Annotated in this window: 17 protein-coding genes and 1 other RNA gene; 8 read left to right on the top strand and 10 right to left on the bottom strand. The window is 43.9% G+C overall.

Going from position 1 to position 19839, the window contains the following annotated elements; translation table 11 throughout:
* The first annotated feature begins 78 nt into the window (after nucleotides 1-78).
* Nucleotides 79-510 carry a type IV pilin protein gene (locus tag QQ041_RS21510; protein WP_146491361.1) on the top strand — a complete coding sequence of 144 codons (432 nt, stop codon included), beginning with the start codon at nucleotides 79-81 and terminating at the stop codon, nucleotides 508-510.
* Nucleotides 511-680: 170 nt separating this feature from the next.
* Here QQ041_RS21510 and dnaJ read toward each other — a convergent pair whose 3' ends face one another.
* The 4 genes from dnaJ to grpE all read right to left on the bottom strand — a co-directional run bounded on the left by dnaJ (nucleotide 681) and on the right by grpE (nucleotide 6745).
* Nucleotides 681-1829, bottom strand: a complete 1149-nt coding sequence (gene dnaJ / locus QQ041_RS21505) for a molecular chaperone DnaJ (RefSeq protein ID WP_048608049.1) — start codon at nucleotides 1827-1829, stop codon at nucleotides 681-683.
* A 284-nt stretch (nucleotides 1830-2113) separates the two neighbouring features.
* Nucleotides 2114-4027, bottom strand: a complete 1914-nt coding sequence (dnaK, locus tag QQ041_RS21500; RefSeq protein WP_019823919.1) for a molecular chaperone DnaK — start codon at nucleotides 4025-4027, stop codon at nucleotides 2114-2116.
* 473 nt (nucleotides 4028-4500) lie between these two features.
* Nucleotides 4501-5775, bottom strand: coding sequence for a dicarboxylate/amino acid:cation symporter (locus QQ041_RS21495; protein ID WP_019823920.1), 1275 nt, complete (start codon nucleotides 5773-5775; stop codon nucleotides 4501-4503).
* Nucleotides 5776-6163: 388 nt separating this feature from the next.
* Nucleotides 6164-6745 carry a nucleotide exchange factor GrpE gene (grpE, locus tag QQ041_RS21490; protein WP_019823922.1) on the bottom strand — a complete coding sequence of 194 codons (582 nt, stop codon included), beginning with the start codon at nucleotides 6743-6745 and terminating at the stop codon, nucleotides 6164-6166.
* Nucleotides 6746-6888: 143 nt separating this feature from the next.
* Between grpE and nadK the strand changes: the two genes are divergently transcribed.
* The 3 genes from nadK (at nucleotide 6889) to bamE (ending at nucleotide 10244) form a co-directional block, all read left to right on the top strand.
* Nucleotides 6889-7773, top strand: coding sequence for an NAD(+) kinase (gene nadK, locus QQ041_RS21485; protein ID WP_017066747.1), 885 nt, complete (start codon nucleotides 6889-6891; stop codon nucleotides 7771-7773).
* 279 nt (nucleotides 7774-8052) lie between these two features.
* Entirely contained in the window at nucleotides 8053-9717 is a 1665-nt protein-coding gene (gene recN / locus QQ041_RS21480; RefSeq protein ID WP_285955012.1) for a DNA repair protein RecN, read from the top strand.
* Nucleotides 9718-9884: 167 nt separating this feature from the next.
* Entirely contained in the window at nucleotides 9885-10244 is a 360-nt protein-coding gene (gene bamE, locus QQ041_RS21475; protein ID WP_009848326.1) for an outer membrane protein assembly factor BamE, read from the top strand.
* Between the two features lie 196 nt (nucleotides 10245-10440).
* Here bamE and QQ041_RS21470 read toward each other — a convergent pair whose 3' ends face one another.
* Together QQ041_RS21470 and QQ041_RS21465 are read right to left on the bottom strand one after the other, a co-directional pair.
* Nucleotides 10441-10752, bottom strand: coding sequence for an RnfH family protein (locus QQ041_RS21470; protein ID WP_285955011.1), 312 nt, complete (start codon nucleotides 10750-10752; stop codon nucleotides 10441-10443).
* A gap of 3 nt (nucleotides 10753-10755) precedes the next feature.
* On the bottom strand, nucleotides 10756-11184 hold the full coding sequence (locus tag QQ041_RS21465; protein ID WP_017106599.1) for an SRPBCC family protein: 429 nt from the start codon (nucleotides 11182-11184) through the stop codon (nucleotides 10756-10758).
* Nucleotides 11185-11303: 119 nt separating this feature from the next.
* Here QQ041_RS21465 and smpB point away from each other — a divergent pair, with 119 nt between their 5' ends.
* Entirely contained in the window at nucleotides 11304-11789 is a 486-nt protein-coding gene (gene smpB / locus QQ041_RS21460; protein ID WP_004735156.1) for an SsrA-binding protein SmpB, read from the top strand.
* Nucleotides 11790-11855: 66 nt separating this feature from the next.
* Nucleotides 11856-12222: a transfer-messenger RNA gene (ssrA, locus tag QQ041_RS21455) on the top strand.
* A 207-nt stretch (nucleotides 12223-12429) separates the two neighbouring features.
* On the opposite strand, the gene QQ041_RS21450 is transcribed toward ssrA, so the two are convergent.
* The 4 genes from QQ041_RS21450 to QQ041_RS21435 form a co-directional block, all read right to left on the bottom strand.
* The gene (locus QQ041_RS21450) at nucleotides 12430-14310 is read right to left on the bottom strand and encodes a RimK/LysX family protein (protein WP_285955010.1); all 1881 of its coding nucleotides are present in this window, start codon (nucleotides 14308-14310) and stop codon (nucleotides 12430-12432) included.
* A 303-nt stretch (nucleotides 14311-14613) separates the two neighbouring features.
* A complete protein-coding gene (locus tag QQ041_RS21445; RefSeq protein ID WP_285955009.1) occupies nucleotides 14614-15423 on the bottom strand; it encodes a M15 family metallopeptidase in 810 nt (269 codons plus the stop codon).
* Between the two features lie 80 nt (nucleotides 15424-15503).
* Nucleotides 15504-16232: a DUF429 domain-containing protein gene (locus tag QQ041_RS21440; RefSeq protein WP_285955008.1), complete on the bottom strand. Its 729-nt coding sequence runs from the start codon at nucleotides 16230-16232 to the stop codon at nucleotides 15504-15506.
* 46 nt (nucleotides 16233-16278) lie between these two features.
* Nucleotides 16279-17073: a YeeE/YedE thiosulfate transporter family protein gene (locus QQ041_RS21435; protein ID WP_285955027.1), complete on the bottom strand. Its 795-nt coding sequence runs from the start codon at nucleotides 17071-17073 to the stop codon at nucleotides 16279-16281.
* Nucleotides 17074-17448: 375 nt separating this feature from the next.
* Here QQ041_RS21435 and QQ041_RS21430 point away from each other — a divergent pair, with 375 nt between their 5' ends.
* Nucleotides 17449-17787 (top strand): hypothetical protein, encoded by a 339-nt coding sequence (locus tag QQ041_RS21430; protein WP_285955007.1) that lies wholly within the window; start codon nucleotides 17449-17451, stop codon nucleotides 17785-17787.
* Nucleotides 17788-17813: 26 nt separating this feature from the next.
* Nucleotides 17814-19835 (top strand): DNA phosphorothioation-associated putative methyltransferase, encoded by a 2022-nt coding sequence (locus QQ041_RS21425; protein ID WP_285955006.1) that lies wholly within the window; start codon nucleotides 17814-17816, stop codon nucleotides 19833-19835.
* Nucleotides 19836-19839: the final 4 nt, after the last annotated feature.

Below are 19839 nucleotides of genomic sequence, written 5' to 3'. Positions count from 1 at the left end.
TGCGTAACCGCATTTAATCTTGCAGCGATGCTACCACCGGAGAAGAATGGGCTGAGCTATGAAAGGAAACTACTCGCGATGATTCGAAAAAATATATGCAACAGCAACAACTTAAGCATGAGAGGGATGACATTGATCGAGTTATTGCTCGCTGTCGCTATCGTGGGGATACTCGGTGCAATTGCTTACCCAAGTTATACAAACCATGTCATCAAAGCGCATCGAGTCACAGCAATGGCCGATATGACCAAGATGCAACTGGAGATGGAGACCTTGTACACGGGGAACTATGCATCGGCAGCAGAGAGTATAATTTCAGGAGGGACATGCTTGTTTTGTGATACCGATACTAGCCGGTACACGCTAGCGATATCTGCGAGTAGCTCCACCTATTCAATTCAAGCTGAACCACTCTCACCACAAACAAACGATGATTGCTTAGATTCGACGACCGATATTTTGGAGCTACACCATTCTGGCGTTTCAGAGCCAGAAGCGTGTTGGAAGTAACAAGAGCAACCACCAAAGGGCTCTAGAATTTATCTGTGCAACCTCAATTCTTTCCTCTATGAGCTTCTTTTCTCTAACCTACAGACACAAAAAAGCCTGCTACATGAGCAGGCTTTTCTAATATTATCAACAACCTAAAGTATCAATAACCTAATACATCAATGAATTGATTACTTAGTTAGGTCATCGAAGAAGTTTTTAACGCCGCTAAAGAAACCTTCAGATTTTGGCTTATGCTTACTTGCCGCTTCGCCACAACATGTTTCTTCGAATTCACGCAGTAGTTCTTTTTGGCGAGAGCTTAGCTTAACTGGAGTCTCAACCACTAGCTTAACGATTAGGTCACCCACACCGCCGCCACGAACGCCTTTCACGCCTTTGCCACGCATACGGAACATACGGCCCGTTTGTGTTTCTTCTGGCACTTTAAGGTTTACACGACCATCCAGTGTTGGAACTTCAACTTCACCGCCTAAAGCAGCCATTGAGAAGCTTACTGGAACCTCACAGTAAAGGTTGTTGCCGTCACGCTCAAAGATGTTGTGTTCTTTTACGTGTACTTGTACGTACAGGTCGCCAGCTGGAGCGCCTTGCTCTCCCGCTTCGCCTTCGCCAGATAGACGAATACGATCGCCAGTATCAACACCAGCAGGGATCTTAACGTTAAGTGTTTTCGTCTTCTGTTTGCGACCTTGACCATGACATGAGTTACATGGGTCTTTGATGATCTTGCCTTTACCATTACAAGTAGGACAAGTCTGTTGAACCGCAAAGAAACCTTGGCGCATTTGTACTTGGCCGTGGCCATGACAAGTGCCACATGTTTGTGCAGAAGAGCCCGCTTTCGCGCCGCTACCGTCACAAGTATCACACTCGACAAGAGTTGGTACTTCGATTTCTTTAGAAACACCACGAACCGCTTCTTCTAGAGAAAGCTCCATGTTGTAACGTAGATCTGAACCGCGTTGTGCGCGCTGTTGACCGCCACCACGACGACCGCCGCCGAAGATATCGCCAAATACGTCACCGAAGATATCGCCGAAGTCACCTTGGCCACCGCCGCCGAAACCACCACCGCCGCCCATGCCACCTTGTTCAAAGGCTGCGTGACCGTATTGGTCGTAAGCTGCTTTCTTTTGAGAGTCAGTTAGGATCTCGTACGCTACTTTTACTTCTTTAAACTTATCTGCTGCGGTCTCGTCACCCTGGTTACGGTCCGGGTGGAATTTCATCGCTAAGCGTTTGTACGCTTTTTTAATATCGCGCTCTGATGCATCGCGGCTTACGCCTAATACTTCGTAAAAATCACGTTTTGACATGTTCTAGGTCACCAAAATAATTGCTACTACCGAATGATCACTTCAGTAGTCTGTGTATCAATCTAGATAAAAGTTCTGCCGGCTGAAATGCCGAATAAAGCTATTATCTAGATCGACAAGTCTAAATACAAATTTACGGGCGTGAGAGTTACCTCTGACGCCCGTATTAATAAGTCTTCGAGACAAATTTCTAAGCAGATAGCTTGAGTTCTAGGAGGAAGCGCGGAGCCTACGCTAGTAGGTGAGCACTTCCGACAACGAAATCAGGCTACTCTGCGACGAAATTATTTTTTGTCGTCTTTAACTTCTTCAAACTCTGCGTCTACCACATCGTCGTCTTGCTTAGGTTGTTCACCAGCGTCAGCACCAGCTTGTTCAGCTTGAGCTTTCTGTTGAGCAATTTCCATTAGCTTCTGAGCTGCTTGCATAAGTTCTTGAACTTTAGCGTCGATAGCTTCTTTGTCGTTACCAGACTTAACTTCTTCTAGTGCCGTGATAGCTGCTTCGATTTTAGCTTTCTCGTCTGCAGGTAGAGCTTCACCAGCTTCTTCTACTTGCTTCTTAGTGCCGTGAATCATTTGGTCAGCTTGGTTACGTGCAGTTACTAGCTCTTCGAACTTTTTGTCCGCTTCTTTGTTAGCTTCTGCTTCTTGTACCATTGCTTCGATCTCTTCCTCAGACAGGCCGCCTGATGCTTGGATAGTGATCTTCTGCTCTTTACCTGTTGCTTTATCTTTAGCAGATACGTTCAGGATACCATCAGCATCTAGGTCGAATGTTACTTCGATTTGTGGCATGCCACGTGGTGCTGGTTGGATACCTTCTAGGTTGAACTGACCAAGAGACTTGTTGTAAGTCGCTTGCTTACGCTCACCTTGAAGAACGTGGATAGTTACTGCGTTTTGGTTGTCTTCAGCTGTAGAGAACACTTGATCCGCTTTAGTAGGGATAGTTGTGTTTTTCTCGATAAGCTTAGTCATCACGCCGCCCATCGTTTCGATACCGAAAGATAGAGGAGTAACGTCTAGTAGTAGAACGTCTTTAACGTCACCAGCTAGTACACCACCTTGAACAGCAGCACCCATTGCAACAGCTTCGTCAGGGTTCACGTCTTTACGTGGCTCTTTACCGAAGAATTCAGTTACTTTAGCTTGAACCATAGGCATACGAGTTTGACCACCAACTAGGATAACGTCAGTGATTTCGCCTACAGATAGGTCAGCATCTGCTAGAGCTACTTTTAGTGGCTCAAGAGAACGTTGAACTAGGTCTTCAACTAGAGACTCAAGCTTCGCACGAGTCACTTTGATGTTCATGTGCTTAGGACCAGTCGCATCAGCAGTAACGTAAGGTAGGTTTACGTCAGTTTGAGTAGTAGAAGAAAGCTCGATTTTCGCTTTTTCTGCTGCTTCTTTAACACGCTGCATTGCTAGTGGATCAGCTTTAAGGTCGATACCTTGCTCTTTCTTGAACTCATCTACTAGGTAGTTGATCATGCGGTTATCGAAATCTTCACCACCAAGGTGAGTGTCACCGTTAGTTGAAAGAACTTCGAAAGTTTTCTCGCCTTCTACTTCATCGATTTCGATGATAGAGATATCGAATGTACCACCACCAAGATCGTATACAGCGATAGTGCGATCACCACCTTGCTTGTCTAGGCCGTAAGCTAGAGCAGCAGCAGTTGGTTCGTTGATGATACGTTTAACATCTAGACCAGCGATACGGCCAGCATCTTTAGTTGCTTGACGTTGAGCATCGTTGAAGTAAGCAGGAACAGTAACAACTGCGCCAGTTACTTCTTCGCCTAGGAAGTCTTCAGCTGTTTTCTTCATTTTCTTAAGAACTTCAGCAGATACTTGAGGAGCAGCCATTTTTTGGCCTTGCGCTTCAACCCATGCATCACCGTTATCAGCTTTAACAATGTTAAAAGGCATGATTTCGATATCGCGTTGAACTTCTTCATCTTCAAAACGACGACCGATTAGACGCTTAATTGCGTATAGCGTGTTTTGAGGGTTAGTAACTGCTTGACGTTTCGCAGGTTGACCAACTAGCGTCTCGCCGTCAGTGTATGCGATTACCGATGCTGTTGTGCGTTCGCCTTCAGCATTTTCTAGTACGCGTGGTTTGTCGCCGTCTAAAACAGCAACACAAGAGTTAGTAGTACCTAAATCAATACCAATGATTCGACCCATCAGGCTATCTCCGAAATATAATCTATATTAGTTTTTTGCTATACCCACATATGTGGGGGGCGGTAATCAGGGATTCAACCCTAATACACAAAATTTAAGTGCAAATGTAATTTGCTTTCGTATGCACCATAGATAAGGGCTCACGAAGCCTTTTCAAGGGTGAAAATGGATTTTTTTACATTTATTTTAATAAAAGGAATGATTAGGCACGAATACATATCATTACCGCCTATATAAGTCCCATAACTGGGTTTATTCACCCTCGACTATCCTTTCTTGTAGCAAAGTCTTGTTTCTGTAAACGGGCTCTCAAAGAGGCTCCCACACACAACAATTAAGGCCGCACTATCGTTTGTTGAGTAAAAGTAGATAAAGTGACCTTCTCACCCAATAAAAAACGGAGCCACTTGGGCTCCGTTTATCTACTCAGGGTTTCAGCTCAGATTAAATCTATAGCGGAAAGAGTCTCTGAATTAAGCTTCTGCTTTCTGTAGCTCAGCTTCTTCATTAGCTTCAACGCCAATTTCGTTTTCAGATTTAGCAACGATAGTGTTCACCGCTGTATCACCTACTACGTTTGAAGAAGTACAGAACATGTCACAGATACGGTCAACAGCAGCAACAATCGCTAGACCTTCTGGTGGTAGACCTAGTTGGTGCAATAGAACACCTACCATTACTACACCGCCACCTGGAACACCACCAGCACCGATAGAAAGAAGCAGGATAGTTAGACCTAGAGTGAAGATATCAGCAGTGTTGATTGGCTGACCAAATGCGTTTGCTACGAACATAGTTGCCAGTGCGATGTAGATAGATACACCAGACATGTTCATTGTTGCACCTAGTGGTACACCGAAACCTGCTACTGACTTAGATACGTTTAGTTTGTCAGTAAGAGTACGCATAGTTACTGGGATTGTTGCATTCGAACTTGCTGTAGATAGTGAGAATAGAACTTGCTCACGCGTTGCACGTAGGAACTGCTTTGGAGAAATACCAGTGAATGAACCAACCATCATTGGGTAGAAGAAGAAAATCCAGAACACTAGCATTGCAACCACAAGCGCCACATAGCCAGCAACTGACATTAGCGTGTCTGCATCCAGTGTTGCGCCCAGTTGAATCATCAGAGCAAATACACCGTAAGGCGCCAAGCTCATTACTAGGCCGATAAGCTTCATCATGATTTCGTTAGCCATCTTGAATGTCTTGATAGCTGGGCCACCACGAGAATCAAGCGCTTGAATAGCAAGACCTGTCAAAATTGCCATGAAGATGATTTGCAGCATGTCGCCGCTTGCGAACGCTTCTACAGGGTTACTAGGAACGATGTTAACAACAAGAGAGAAGATGTCTGGTGTTTCAGTTGTTGTAAGCGCAATTGTCTCAGAAACCGTACCCGCTAGATTCGCACCGGCACCTGGTTGGAAAATAAGACCAATCGTTAGCGCTGCTGAGATCGCGATGATGGTGTTAATAATGTAAAGACCAAAGGTTTTACCACCAAGACGACCAAATGAACGAATATCTTTTAGCTCAACAATACCGCAAACAATAGATACGTATACAAGAGGAACTACAAGTAACTTGATAAGTGATACGAACATACCACCAGCACCTTCTGCAGCACCAAGTAGATACGTATCAAAAATAGCAATACCGCTGAATAGGTACTGAATAGCAGTACCAATAAGTAGACCAGCAAACAAGCCTACAAAAATTTTACTTGAGAGCGATTTATCCATCGTTCTTCTCCAGTTTGTTGTGTTTGAAATTTGTACTTTTATAGTTATATATGCGATCAAAATCGCTATATGGCAGTGGATTTTACATACAAAGATAACAATTAAAAGTGTTTATTTACAAAAACATCACAAATGTGACATCAAAACATTTACTCATTCACAACAAGTTTCATAACACAAAACTCTAAATCGCTGATCTAAATGAAATAAAAAGAACGACATTCTCAATACGGTTTTGATGCTTATTTACGTGGACTCTCAAGCTATAGACATAAAAAAAGAGAGGCATATGCCTCTCTTTTCATTTCACGTAAACCAGTGATTTATTTTGCCGCCACGACTTACTCAGTCAATGCGCTAATCAATCAGCTGGCAACGTAATAAGTAATTACTTAGCAACCATAACCATCGCTGGGCGAACCACACGGCCGTTTAGTTCATAGCCTTTTTGCATTACAAACATAACCGTGTTTGATTCGTGATCTGGGCTTTCTTGGATAGACATTGCTTGGTGGAATTCAGGGTTGAACGCTTCACCTTCAGGGTTGATCTCTTTAAGACCAAACTTAGCAACTGTGTCTACGAACGTCTTGTGCGTTAGTTCAACACCTTCAAACAGTGGCTTAACCACTTCGTTTTCAGCGTCTGCCGCTTGCATTGCACGCTCTAGGTTGTCGATTACAGGAAGCAGACCTTCAGCAAACTTGTTCAAAGCGAATTTACGCGCTTTATCAATTTCTTGTTCGCTACGGCGACGCATGTTTTCAACTTCAGCTTTAGCGCGAAGAACAGAATCTTGCTGCTCTTTCACTTTAGATTCGCTAGAAAGCAGTGCAGCTTCCAGTTGAGCGATTTTTGCTTCCTGCTCATCAGCAGCGTCTTCATTCAGCTCAGCTTCTTCAACTTTCTCAGCTTCAGCGATGATCTGATCTAGCTCTTCTTCGGTTACTTTGTTTTCTTCGTTGCTCATGATATCTCCAGAATTCGTTTTCAATGCAAGTGACAGGCGTGTTTGCGCCCCAAATTGATATAAAACACTCGCATAGACGTTCAACTTGCCTTTATTATGGGGATGAAGAATTTTGATTCAAGCCTAATTCGTTTGGAAACGTTATGAAAAAGCCATTTGAAGTCATCGCCATTATCGGTAAACCTCGAGATCAGCAAGCAATTCAGACTCATAGAGAGCTCTATCAGTGGTTAAGTGCTGAGGGTTATCAAGTGTTTGTTGATGACAGACTCGCCACTATTTTAGACGACATCCCAAAAGAACATTTTTCTAGCCTGATTGAATTAGGTAAGCGCGCCGATCTCGCCATTGTGGTCGGTGGCGACGGAAATATGCTCGGTGCCGCTAGAATATTGTCACGTTTCGACATTTCAGTGATTGGGGTTAACCGAGGTAATCTTGGTTTCCTTACCGACCTCAACCCTGAAAATTTCCAGAGTGCGCTTACTGATGTTCTCAAAGGCGAGTTCATGGAAGAAGAACGCTTCCTGCTTGAAACAGAAATTCACCGTCACGGCCAAATAAAAAGCCATAATGCGGCACTCAACGAAGCGGTACTTCACCCCGGCCAAGTTGCTCACATGATCGAGTTCGAAGTATATATCGATGACAGCTTCGCCTTCTCACAGCGTTCTGATGGCTTGATCGTCTCAACACCGACAGGTTCTACCGCCTACTCGCTTTCTGGCGGCGGCCCTATCCTGTCATCAAGCCTAAATGCTATCTCACTAGTACCAATGTTCCCGCACACCCTTTCAAGTCGCCCACTTGTGGTGGATGGCAAGCGTCGTATCAAGCTTATCGTATCGCCTGATAACCGCGGAACTCAGGAAGTGAGCTGTGATGGTCAAATCTCGCTGCCTGTTTCTCCTGGCGATGAGATTCACATTTACCAAAGCCCAAATGTGCTCAAGCTGATCCACCCTAAAGACTACAATTACTACCATGTCCTACGTAACAAGCTAGGCTGGTCGAGTAAGCTGTTTTAAGTAAATAGTGAATAATTTTGAAAGGCTGACGACATTCGTCAGCCTTTTTTATTACCGATTAAAAGCCACCATCTATATCTTCACGCCAACCCATCACACAGTCATTCCCAAGAGGGAGGAACGAGTGAGTTGGGAATCTATATTGCTTTCAGTGATCTACAGACAAGTTCAATTCTGAGAGCTATCGCAAAAAATTTTCACCTGTCGACTTTACTGTATAAAGAAACAGTATATACTGAGCTTATATACAGTATTGTTCAGTTATACAGGTAAATAAAAATGCTGGCTCATTTAAGTGTTAATAATTTCGCTATTGTTAAGTCTTTACAGCTAGAACTCTCTAAAGGCATGACAACAATCACCGGGGAAACTGGTGCAGGTAAATCTATCGCTATCGACGCTTTAGGCTTATGTCTTGGAGGACGATCAGATGCAGGAATGGTTAGACAGGGTGAAGAAAAAACCGAAGTCAGTGCCGCTTTTTTACTTGAGAACAATCTGCACGCTACCCGCTGGTTAGAAGACAACGAACTACTTGATGGCAGTGAGTGCATCTTACGCAGAACTATCTCTAAAGAAGGTCGCTCTCGCGCATTCATCAACGGCAGCCCGGTTCCTCTTTCGCAATTGAAATCACTTGGCCAACTGCTGATCAACATTCATGGTCAACATGCTCATCATCAGTTAATGAAGAGCGACTACCAAATGGCCATGCTTGATCAATACGCAGGCCACTTGAACCTATTGAAGTCGACACGTAACGCTTACCAAGCATGGCGACAAGCGGATAATCACTTAAAAGAGTTACGTGAAAATAGCCAGCAAAACCAAGCTCAAAAACAACTTCTTGAATACCAAATCAAAGAGTTAAATGAGCTGTCTATTGGGGAGGAAGAATATGAAGACCTCGAACAAGAGCATAAGCGCCTCTCCAATAGCGGAGAACTGGCCACAACCTGTCAGCAAGCTATCGAGCTTATTTATGAAGGCGAAGAAGTTAATGCGCTTGGTATTCTGCAATCGGCCAATAACTCCTTAATTCAGTTAGCTGAGCTCGATGAAAGGTTGGCTGAATTACCGAATTTACTCTCTGAAGCGATTATTCAGATTGAAGAAACCAACAACGAGTTAAGAACATACCTAGACAGCATTGATGTCGATCCCGGTCGTATGGCTTATGTTGAAGAACGTTTCTCAAAAGTGATGTCGATGTCTCGTAAACACCACGTGTTGCCTGAAGAGCTTTATAAGCATCATCAAGACTTACTACAACAAGTTGAAGCGCTTGATTGCTCTGATGAAAAGTTGGAAGAATTGGCAAACGAGGTAGAAAACCAATACCAATCATTCGTTGCTAAATCAGAGAAGCTTCATAAATCTCGAACTCGTTACGCAAAAGAACTAAACAAACTGATCACGCAAAGCATGCACGAACTGAGCATGGAAAAAGCACAGTTTGCCATTGAAGTGAACAACACCAACACCCACCCTTCTCCATTGGGTATGGATAACGTGACCTTCATTGTTTCGACCAACCCAGGCCAGCCAATGCAGCCCATTGCTAAAGTAGCTTCTGGTGGCGAGTTATCACGAATCTCATTGGCGATTCAGGTAATCACAGCGCAAAAAGTAGATACACCAAGCCTGATTTTCGATGAAGTCGATGTGGGTATCAGTGGTCCAACAGCGGCTGTTGTCGGAAAAATGCTACGTAAGCTGGGCGAATCTACGCAGGTGATGTGTGTGACGCACTTACCTCAAGTGGCAGGTTGCGGGCACCAACAACTGTTCGTAGCTAAGAACACTAAATCAGGTAAAACTGAGACTCAAATGCACACCTTGGATCAACAACAGCGCATTTCAGAGCTTGCTCGACTGCTTGGTGGCAGCCAAATTACCGAATCGACGCTTGCCAACGCAAAAGAGTTATTAATCGCAGCTTAGGTTACATATTCAGCAACTTTCTGATAATTTACCGAAAAATCTTGGCAATTTTGCAACTTAATTCAAAATTGCCAGTCATAACAAGCTCAAAGCGCAAGGAGCTTTTTACTTCTTGCTGGAGCTTGTTTATTATCAGGCAGTATTTTAGCGAAGAAAGATCTCAAACTATGCGAATTAAAAAGTGGTTAGTTGCAGTTCCACTTGCACTAACAATGTTGACCGGTTGCTCTCTATTAGAGAAGTTGGTTTATCGAATTGACATCAATCAGGGTAACTATGTTGAACAAGAAGCTGTCGACCAGCTCAAGTTTGGCATGACAAAAACACAAGTTCGTTACGTTATGGGCTCACCTATGCTTATCGAAAATGGCTACCCAGATACGTGGTATTACATTTACCACCATCAAAAAGGGCACAACGACCCTATTCAGAAAAACCTTGTCGTGAACTTTGATGCCACAGGCACTCTAGTAACGATCAATGGTGATTTTGAAGCCAGTGATGAGTTCTTCGAAAGCCTTCGCTAGCTTTCAGCCAACAAAGCTCTTAGCTGATAAAGCTACCCGTAGACAACGCGATCAGTCAACAAAGCAAGAATCGCAAAAGCCTGCTCATGAGCAGGTTTTTTAATATCTGCTACAAATTAGCTGCTGTGTCTAACTAACAGCCACAAAAAAGCTCGCCAATATAGCGAGCTCTCTTCTTAGTTAAATTTGTTTTGCGTTACGATTTAGCTGCGGCCACTTTCGCTTGTTCAGCACGCTTACGACGAATCTCTTTTGGATCGGCCAACAATGCACGGTAGATTTCGATACGGTCTTTATCACGAACCGTCGCATCTAGCTTAACGTTGCGGCTGAATACACCAACCTTATTTTTCGCTAAGTCGATCTCTGGGTACAATTCCAAAACGCCAGACTGCGCAATGATCTCTTCAACGGTCGCGTGCTTGTTCACTACCAAAGTAAACACACGCTGTTCTTGAGGAAGTGCAAAGACAACCTCTACGTGGATCATATCCGATTCAATAGTCATGGCTTAGTAGACCTGTTTCGCGCGTTGAGTAAAAGCACTGACCATATTGCTCGTCAGCTCATTGAAAATCTTACCAAATGCCATTTCAATCATTCGGCTAGAGAACTCAAACTCTAGCTTAAGTTCAACCTTACAAGCTTGCTCGTCGAGCGGAGTAAAGTACCAACCACCCTGCAGCTTTTTGAACGGGCCGTCCACCAGCTCCATCAAAATCTCAGCACCATCCGCTAAGCGATTCGATGTGGTAAATGTTTTGCTGATACCCGCTTTAGAGACATCAACCGAAGCTACCATAGTTGAATCTGAAGATTCGATCACACGTGAACCAGAACACCCTGGCAAAAACTCGTGATAACGAGCAACATCATTGACCAAGCTGAACATCTGGTCGGCACTAAACGACACTAATGCTGAACGAGTAACCTTTGGCATATAGACTCCTGTTAAAGACAGCGTTACATTAACACAAACTGCAATTTTAATTGTATTGGGCCAGAGCGCAAATAAAAAGGATTCCCCAACTAGGGTGCAATCCGTATAATGAGGCCATTATGGCAAAGAATAAATCAAAATCAAAAGCCGGTAGCAATACCATTGCGCTTAATAAGAAAGCTCGCCACGAATATTTCATCGATGATGAGATAGAAGCGGGGCTTGAGCTACAAGGCTGGGAAGTAAAATCCCTACGTGAAGGCAAAACCAATATCGCAGAAAGCTACGTTTACATCCGAGATGGCGAAGCATTCATCAGTGGTATGACGATTACTCCGCTTACTCAAGCGAGTACTCATATCGTGGCGAACCCAACACGTATCCGTAAACTCCTGATGTCGAGAAAAGAACTCGACAACCTTATCGGTCGTATTAACCGTGAAGGCATGACACTTGTCGCAACCGCACTTTACTGGTCTCGCTCTTGGGCGAAGATTAAAGTTGGCGTAGCGAAAGGTAAAAAGCTGCACGATAAACGTACTGATATGAAAGAAAAAGATTGGGCGAGAGATAAAGCACGAATTATGAAGAGTAATTTGCGTTAATTTTAAGCACTTAAACGCACAGTGCTAGACAGGGTAAGCTTTTCTGGTACTATGCAAATAACACTTGGGGCTGATTTAGGATTCGACAGGAATTTTGAAGTCTGAGGTGCATGCCGTGGGGCGGTTGGCCACGTTAAAAGCCGCAAAAAAATAGTCGCAAACGACGAAAACTACGCACTAGCAGCTTAATAACCTGCTCAGAGCTCTCTTACCCTAGCTTCCGCTCGTAAGACGGGGACCAATAAGAGATCAAACCCAAACTAGCTAGCGTGGCTTCTCCCACCTGAGAGGAAAAGCGCGAATTATAATTCAGGTTAGCCTTTAACTAGCGTGTCGGTTCGCAGGTTGCTGGTGAAATTAAAGATCGACTAAGCATGTAGTACCAATGATGAATGATTTTTGGACGCGGGTTCAACTCCCGCCAGCTCCACCAAACGTTTGGAAAGGGCCAACTCGAAAGAGTTGGCCCTTTTTGTTTGTCTAAGGGTTGTGCCTTAGTAGATAAACCAATAAATAACAAACACTTAAAACCCTAACCGTCAACGTCAAAAACAATCACCCAATAAAAAGCCACACATCCCATTGCTGAAATGTGTGGCCGTTTAGAACTGTTCTATATCGCTCTTAGTAAGTTGAGGCGTTACTCCATCTCGCCTAGCACATAATCTTCATCACTACTGACTACTGCGCCGTGCTTCAGGAAGTTCTTACCTAGAATCATGCTGTATTCGAAGCGTGAACGATCTTGAAGGTTCACTCTCACCTTCTTCTCTAAGTCGCCTAGTTTAACGTTCATCTCTACTACAGGGCGAATGTTCACCTTCTCGCCTTTTTTAGCTTTAATGCGCATCACATCAATCACTGGCTTAGTGAACTCTTGCTTATCGCCTTGGTTGTTTTGATAAGTAAAGGTAACCATGTCTTGGCCATCTTTCTTGAATCGCTTGATGTTGACTGCGTTCATAGAGCTCACATCAGCACCAGTGTCTAGCTTGGCAGGGAATGTCATGCCGTTCACTTCAACCACTTCAATGTGTCCTACTTTAAACAGAGGCTCGGCTTTCAATAGATAGTCAGAACGCGTGTTTACGTAAACGCCTTCTTTTGCCATCTTCTTACCTAAAATAAAGTACGCTTCTTTCTCATTTGTGTTGAGCACGTCGATGGCAAACTCTTGCGTACGAACGTTTCCAGAGACCGCAAACTCACCACTTACCACCGGACGAGTATCATCACCGACTTTAAGTTTCTTAATAATTGGCTTGGTCACCTTCTGCTTCTCACCATTTATATCCGTAAGATAAAATTCAACGGAAGCATCTTTGCCTTTACCTGTCATTTCAAAGCTATCGACCTTCAACAGAGGTGTGTTTACCGTGAAAGAAGCCACAGCCTTTAGCGGGAAGTCATCAAGTGTGATGTCCTCTTCCGGTGAGATAATCATAGGCTCACCAGACTCAGCAACATCACTAAAGCTCTCTGAACCTTCTGATAAAATGTTTTCAGCACTGGTATCAATCATAAAGAGTTCACTTGCTGTGTTGGTACCCAACCTTAGCTGTGAGCTGCTGTCTGAACGGTCACGCAGATAAACAAGAACATCTTTAGTGGTATTCTCATCAAGTTGAACTGGCAAATAGACTAAAGGTCTCTTCTTACCGCTCACGCTTAACATGCGAACCAACGGCAATGTCATCTCTTTTTGTTTGCCGTCGTTATCGAACATATCAAACGTCACTTCTTTGTTCTTTTTGTCTATGTCGATGTCTTTTGCATGCAAAATGCTGTAGCGGTTCTTTAAAGAGAAGGTCGCATTCATCGCCATTCCAGAGATAGACACCACCTCTTTACGGCCAACAACCGTCGCATTTTCTTGCTCTTGCAAGTAGTCATAACCCGCAAACACCAAAGCGTTATCAGCAAGGAAGGTTTTACCAATCAGCACAGGCGCAGAGAAGTGGCTTCTGTCGGTAAGGTTAACGTCTGTTTTTAATTCTTGATCCGCAATGGTCAGCGACATTTTAATAGTCGGGCGAAGCAAAGGCGTGCTGCTGGTGCGACTGCGTATCATGCTGACACGCTCTAAAGGCGCTTTAATTAATACCATGTCACCCGTACGTGGGTTTTGAACCTTAAAAGAGACCACAGCTTCATATTTCGCAAAGGTGCTGCCATCCCAATCGTCGTAATCAACGTCGCTATTGTTCAACACATCTTCGGTTAATGCCGCCATTAACTCTTTGTCTTTGAGGTTCTTATAATCTGCATGTGTACTTTTTACATGGATGTCTTCAGCATGCATGGAAGTGGTTTCGGCACCGGTGTCGATTTTGCCAATGAAAGGAACGTCTTTAAGCCCTTGAACGCTAGAGAGGTACACATTCTCAGTGCGGCCTAATACCGCCTTACCATCGAGTTCATAAGTCGGATTTTGCGTGGTGTGTGAAGTGTCTGTAGCCAAAGAATATTGTGAAAAAAGTAGAGTGCTTAAAAGAGTTAGAGCCAAAGGTATCTTTTTCATTAGTTGGTCCGTTGTGATCAGTTCACTAATAATACTGGCGAATAGGCAAGAAGTTCCCCACCAGCGATGGTTCTCACATAACGTTTACGCTATGACTTTTTCAATGACAAACCGATGACTTTGCGCTGCATTCGCTTATCGATTATTGACTAATGGATACCCAATAACCTTTCAATACTCGGCTTTCTATTGAAGAAATGAATACAAAAAAGGCCAGCGACGAGCGCTGACCTTAGCTATTCAAAACACACCTGAAGCGAGTTTAACTTGCTAAAACACAAACGGTTCTAGATAAACATAGCACTAAAAAGTCCCGACTGTTTTCTTTGCACAGATAGCTCGAGCTTTTTCTGCGTCCTCACCTTTATTTTTGAGATAGCACTGTCGATAAGATTCGACGTAGCGCTCAAATAACACCTTGGCTTCAGTTTGTGGTTTAGAGAGCAGTTGGTTAACAAACTTTCTTGAGCCGACCTCAAAATGCTGAGTATCGATTGGGCTATTCCAATCCCCTCCCCAGATCATCAAACCATGATGTGCAAACAGCTCGACCACATCTTCCGCCATGCCTCTTCGTTCAATTTCGTCTCTTGCACGAAAGCGAGTACGATTCACATAGCTTGTCGCAGATTGTGAAGGCTTTACGGTGATTTGTCCGTTGCTATCGAACTCTAAGAAAGGATTTTGAACTGGGTTGATGTCTATCGCCACACCGTAAGCATGCTTCGACCAACCTCCTCCGCCAGTGATAGGCCGAGCATTAAACGCGCTGCTGTTGTTCGCGTCCATTGAGGCGTTATCGTCACCGTTAAATTCACGCATTAGGCGAGCGGAATGAAGAGGAAAATTGCGTTGTTTGAGCTCTGAAAAGATTCGTTCAACGGAAGGTGCAACAACATCAAGCACGATTATATTGCCCTGTTGCGTTTCCCCGTTGAAATTAATGAAATCGAAATCCACTTTGGATAGTCGCTCACAACCAACAGGCGCTCCACTATTCAATACCTTGTTCTTTTTCATCATGTCGCATTGCCACTGAGAGACAGGCGCAACTTGGCCGTAACTCGCCACACTGATCAAGGTTGTCAGCAAACCAACAATAAAACGTTTCATATCAGAGACTCAAAAAATAGGAGTGGAAATCAACAGGGGTTGAAAAATAACACATTAAACAAAACTAAACGCACGCTTTGTTAGCGCGTTTTGTCCCAATAGACAATCTCTCGAACTCGTCCGTTCTGATCCTTATCCGCCTTTCCGCCAATATCAGAAAATTCAGGCAAGCACGACAATGTTGGAGCGTGATACACAACCAACATCAATATGAATGCGTCATAAATATCATCTATCGCGACATCTTTACGCTTGGTGTTTGAAATGGCCAACGCCAAGCCTTCACAGCATTGCGGGATGAGTTGCTGAATAATAGAAAGCCTTTCCTCTTTGCCCTCTTGAGTCCGCTTAGAAAAGGTAAGCGGTTCCCCTTTCAAAGCTGCAAACACCACCTCAGGATGTGATTCCCTGATAGAAAGATTGGGATGAGATTCAATGAGTTCATCAAGCTCGCGGATCTTGGGAACGATACCCCAAGTTTGCTTAGAGAACTTCTTACCAAGCTGCTCCACATTGGCATTACACCCCGCAATGTAATCGGTTTGATAAACCGCCTCTCGGCACGGCACTGGAAACACCGAAGATCCACGCTTGCTGGTGAGGAAACGTCTTGCTGCTTTATCGCATAAGCGATCTGGAGTTTGTGCGTCACTAAAACCAATCGGCATATCGATAAGTGCCGTCGAACCGACAAGATCACTCGCTAGCTCATCAAGCGCCTTTACCACTTTGAACACTGGCGCCTGATTATCAGAAACAATCCAAGCGATCCATCCCGCCTTACAGCCATCAATTCCGATGTATTTCATTGTCATCTCAAATTACGTATACATGTAATCTACGTACTGTCGCTAACTATCGACTTTGGATCAACTTAACTCCGGTATATATCCCAACAATGATACTCAACACAGAAAAAACACCCGCTAGAGAGAGCACCGGCATGGCAACAAGAAGTTGAGTGTCATTCCCTCCTCCGGCCATTACGGCTCCAAATCCCATCAGTACACCGGCAATTAAATGTTTACCAAACCGACGTATCGGGCTAAACCTCAATGAAAAAGATCCTGTAAATAGTGCAGCACTGATCATTCCAACTAACAGCGAGGTCATCAATATAAAACGCTCACTACTCGGCCAGTCTTCTGTCTTCCCATGCCAAATTGAAGTACCCATAGATTTCAGCAAACCACTTGGCGTCCAATGCGGTTCATACAAGAATACGAAACCGGCCATCAACCCAATGCCCAGCATTGAAAACCACAGCTTACGATTGACCGAGTTCATAAAGTAACAACTCACCACAATTGTGAGCGAGATACTTCCAAGGAATATGTATCTGGAAAAGTCGGACAGTACTAACCTAGAGCCTTTCAACTCCGTAGGCAAAACCGGAGCAAACACCAGCCATGCAACAAACCAACCGAATATAGTCGCCAACATAACCACTTCGCCGCGAGCTAACCTGCTCACCGTAGAAACCCCGCAACCACTGTTGATTGCCGCGCCAATACCAAACAGAAAACCACCAAACAGAGAAAACAGACTCGGCCAAAAAGCGGTGGATAAAAGCCGCCCTTCTACGATAGAGCCAAGAACCATAGAGACCCAAGCTAGCGAACCACTAAACACAATCGCAATGATGAACATCGGTGATCCGTTTGTCGCCTCTTTCACTCCTCTAACCATACAAAGGCCCGTAGTTTGGGCAAGATACCCCAACAAGAAGATGCAGAGTAAAGCGAGAATAAACAACATACATAGCCTCCGAATTGCATTGATTTTACTGCTGTCGTTCGTTAAATATAGTAGCAACCTAGAACCCTAAGGACAGAATATGCACCACAAGCTTATTGATTGGCATAAGTCTAGACACCCTAATTACTGGGAGACAACAAGGTTAATAAACTTTCTGCCACTGAGCTCCAGTGTTTAGCGGTTCAAATTTTACAACCTATCGAACGCTCACTAGGAGAAGTAACGGTAACCTATGGTTATACAAGCCATCCTCTTTTAAGGTGGATATTGAAAAATAGCCCTGGAGATATGGCACCCGATATTGACCAACATGCCTCTATGGAACTCAACTCCCGGGATAGCCGTATCTGTAAGCGCAATGGGGCTGCGTGTGATATTTATGTTGAAGGGTATGAGCAACGTATGGATGAGGTCGCTCGATTTATCTGCTCGCATTTGGAGTTCGACCGCCTCTATTTTTATGGCAAAGATAAACCTCTGCATATTAGCGTTGGGGCTGATAATTCAAAATATGCCCTTATCCGACAACGCCGAAGTGACGGGCTTCGCGTAAACACAAAAAGTGCAAAAGGCAGCGCCACACAGGCATTGTTTGATGATTTATAATCTTCAAAAACACCTAAGGAATAGGAATGAACGAAGAGCTATTTGCTGAACTTACCTCTCAAATAAAAGTTGGAAAACAACTACCCGATGCCATTTATCTTCATAAAGACGCATTCGGCGCATTGCCTAAAGTATTAACACAGTTCATTCCTGCCGTAGCAAAAGCCGTTAACTTAGATGAAGAAGACTGGAACCTCGTTAAGCTGTTTAAAAAAGAGTTCCGCTTATCTCTTCTCCACTACCCTGATTTTTATACTGACTCCTATCCTGCATTAGAACAAAGCCTCAATGTCGACCTCTCTAAACTAAGCCACAAAATTACAGGTTATCGTGAATCAGAAAACCCGCCGATCTTACATAGAAAAGAAACCATGGTTTTGCCAACAAGTGAATATTACGAGCACTTCGTTTCACTCACACAAGAAGGCGAGAATGCAGGGCTTTATGAGAACAGCCGTTTGATTGGTTTTAAACGTTCTTGGGAAAACCTAATAGCACGCCATGGTTACGAGCTTGTCGATGGTCGACTATTCCGATGTTCCTCTGTGACAACGCAAGAGCAGGCAGGGATCGATAGGCACAGAACGGCCATCGTGCGTCATGAACTCTCCGCACCAATGAAGACTCTAGTTAAACATGGTTACTTAAAAGGCGAACACTCAATTTTCGATTACGGTTGCGGCCGAGGTGACGACTTACGAGAGCTTGAAGCTCATGGTTTAGATGTGCTTGGTTGGGACCCGAACTTTCAACCGGACAGCGACAAGGTTAATTCCAGCATCGTTAACTTGGGCTTTGTACTTAACGTTATTGAAGATCAAGATGAACGGTTAGAGGCACTCTTAGGAGCTTGGGAGCTAGCAGACAAGTTCTTGGTGGTGTCTGTAATGCTGGCGAACGAGAACTACATTGCGCAGTTCAAACCCTACAAAGATGGGGTGATCACCTCTCGTAACACCTTTCAAAAGTACTATGCACAATCAGAGATAAAAGCGTACATAGAAAGAAGCCTTCAAGAAGACGCCATTACCGTCGCGCCCGGTATTTTCTATATATTCAAAGATAAACTCGAAGAGCAGCAATACCTACAGAGTAAGTACAAACGACACCACAAGTGGCAGCAACTGACTTCGCCAGAACCTATCGAAGCAAAAGATAAAGCCAAACTGCTTATTACTCAACATCAAGACTTGTTTAATGACTTTTGGAATACCTGTTTAGAGCTAGGGCGTATTCCTGCCAATGATGAATTTGAACAATCAGACAAAGTAAGAGAGCTGGTTGGCTCACACAGAAAAACCTTTAACTTACTGCAAGAGATGTTTGATACCAAAGAGTTTGAACAAGCAGAAAAGAGCCGAAAAGAAGATCTTCTCCTCTACTTTGCTATGGGACTGTTTGAGAAAAGAAAACCCTATACGCAGCAACCAGAGCCGCTAAAGCGCGACATCAAAGCCTTGTTTGATGATTACAAAACCGCGATCAACCTGGCTGCAGAATTACTGTTCGCGATTGCAGACACCGACTTAATTCATCTGCAATGCGAGAAAGCACACAGCCAACTGCCAGCAAGCCTTTTGAACGAAGGACATTCATTGATTCTGCACCGAGACTTTATTGATGAGTTGCCATTACTGCTACGAGTCTACGTAGGCGCAGGGCTACAAATGTATGGTGAACTGGATGAAGAGATAGACCTTATCAAAATTCATATCACATCCGGTAAGCTCACCCTTACTGCTTATGACGACTTTGAAAAATCGGTTCCTTTCTTAGTAGAACGCATAAAAATCAAGATGGCCGAACAAGATATCGATTTCTTCGATTACGTTAATGAAGATCGCAGGCCGCCACTGCTAAACAAAAGTAAACTACTCGAAACTAGTAATAAAAACTATGAGAAACAAAAGAGTCTAGATCGAAGGTTGGCGAAACTAATGCAGCACGAAGTTGATTGTGAAGTAAATTATCAACGTTCCGTATGGCAAGGGTTACTAACCAGTAACAACAAAAAAATCAGTAGCTATAGGATTTTAAATTTAGAATAATCAA

It is taken from the genome of Vibrio sp. TMPB1044, assembly GCF_030442075.1.
Classification (GTDB): domain Bacteria; phylum Pseudomonadota; class Gammaproteobacteria; order Enterobacterales; family Vibrionaceae; genus Vibrio; species Vibrio satsumensis.
The sequence above is the reverse complement of the archived record's forward strand: the minus strand, read 5'-3'. Positions and strand labels throughout refer to the sequence as shown.

Coding starts and splice junctions, on each gene's coding strand:
- QQ041_RS21510 (WP_146491361.1), top strand. CDS start 79: ATGATTCGAAAAAATATATGCAACAGCAACAACTTAAGCATGAGAGGG.
- dnaJ (WP_048608049.1), bottom strand. CDS start 1,829: ATGTCAAAACGTGATTTTTACGAAGTATTAGGCGTAAGCCGCGATGCA.
- dnaK (WP_019823919.1), bottom strand. CDS start 4,027: ATGGGTCGAATCATTGGTATTGATTTAGGTACTACTAACTCTTGTGTT.
- QQ041_RS21495 (WP_019823920.1), bottom strand. CDS start 5,775: ATGGATAAATCGCTCTCAAGTAAAATTTTTGTAGGCTTGTTTGCTGGT.
- grpE (WP_019823922.1), bottom strand. CDS start 6,745: ATGAGCAACGAAGAAAACAAAGTAACCGAAGAAGAGCTAGATCAGATC.
- nadK (WP_017066747.1), top strand. CDS start 6,889: ATGAAAAAGCCATTTGAAGTCATCGCCATTATCGGTAAACCTCGAGAT.
- recN (WP_285955012.1), top strand. CDS start 8,053: ATGCTGGCTCATTTAAGTGTTAATAATTTCGCTATTGTTAAGTCTTTA.
- bamE (WP_009848326.1), top strand. CDS start 9,885: ATGCGAATTAAAAAGTGGTTAGTTGCAGTTCCACTTGCACTAACAATG.
- QQ041_RS21470 (WP_285955011.1), bottom strand. CDS start 10,752: ATGACTATTGAATCGGATATGATCCACGTAGAGGTTGTCTTTGCACTT.
- QQ041_RS21465 (WP_017106599.1), bottom strand. CDS start 11,184: ATGCCAAAGGTTACTCGTTCAGCATTAGTGTCGTTTAGTGCCGACCAG.
- smpB (WP_004735156.1), top strand. CDS start 11,304: ATGGCAAAGAATAAATCAAAATCAAAAGCCGGTAGCAATACCATTGCG.
- QQ041_RS21450 (WP_285955010.1), bottom strand. CDS start 14,310: ATGAAAAAGATACCTTTGGCTCTAACTCTTTTAAGCACTCTACTTTTT.
- QQ041_RS21445 (WP_285955009.1), bottom strand. CDS start 15,423: ATGAAACGTTTTATTGTTGGTTTGCTGACAACCTTGATCAGTGTGGCG.
- QQ041_RS21440 (WP_285955008.1), bottom strand. CDS start 16,232: ATGAAATACATCGGAATTGATGGCTGTAAGGCGGGATGGATCGCTTGG.
- QQ041_RS21435 (WP_285955027.1), bottom strand. CDS start 17,073: ATGTTCATCATTGCGATTGTGTTTAGTGGTTCGCTAGCTTGGGTCTCT.
- QQ041_RS21425 (WP_285955006.1), top strand. CDS start 17,814: ATGAACGAAGAGCTATTTGCTGAACTTACCTCTCAAATAAAAGTTGGA.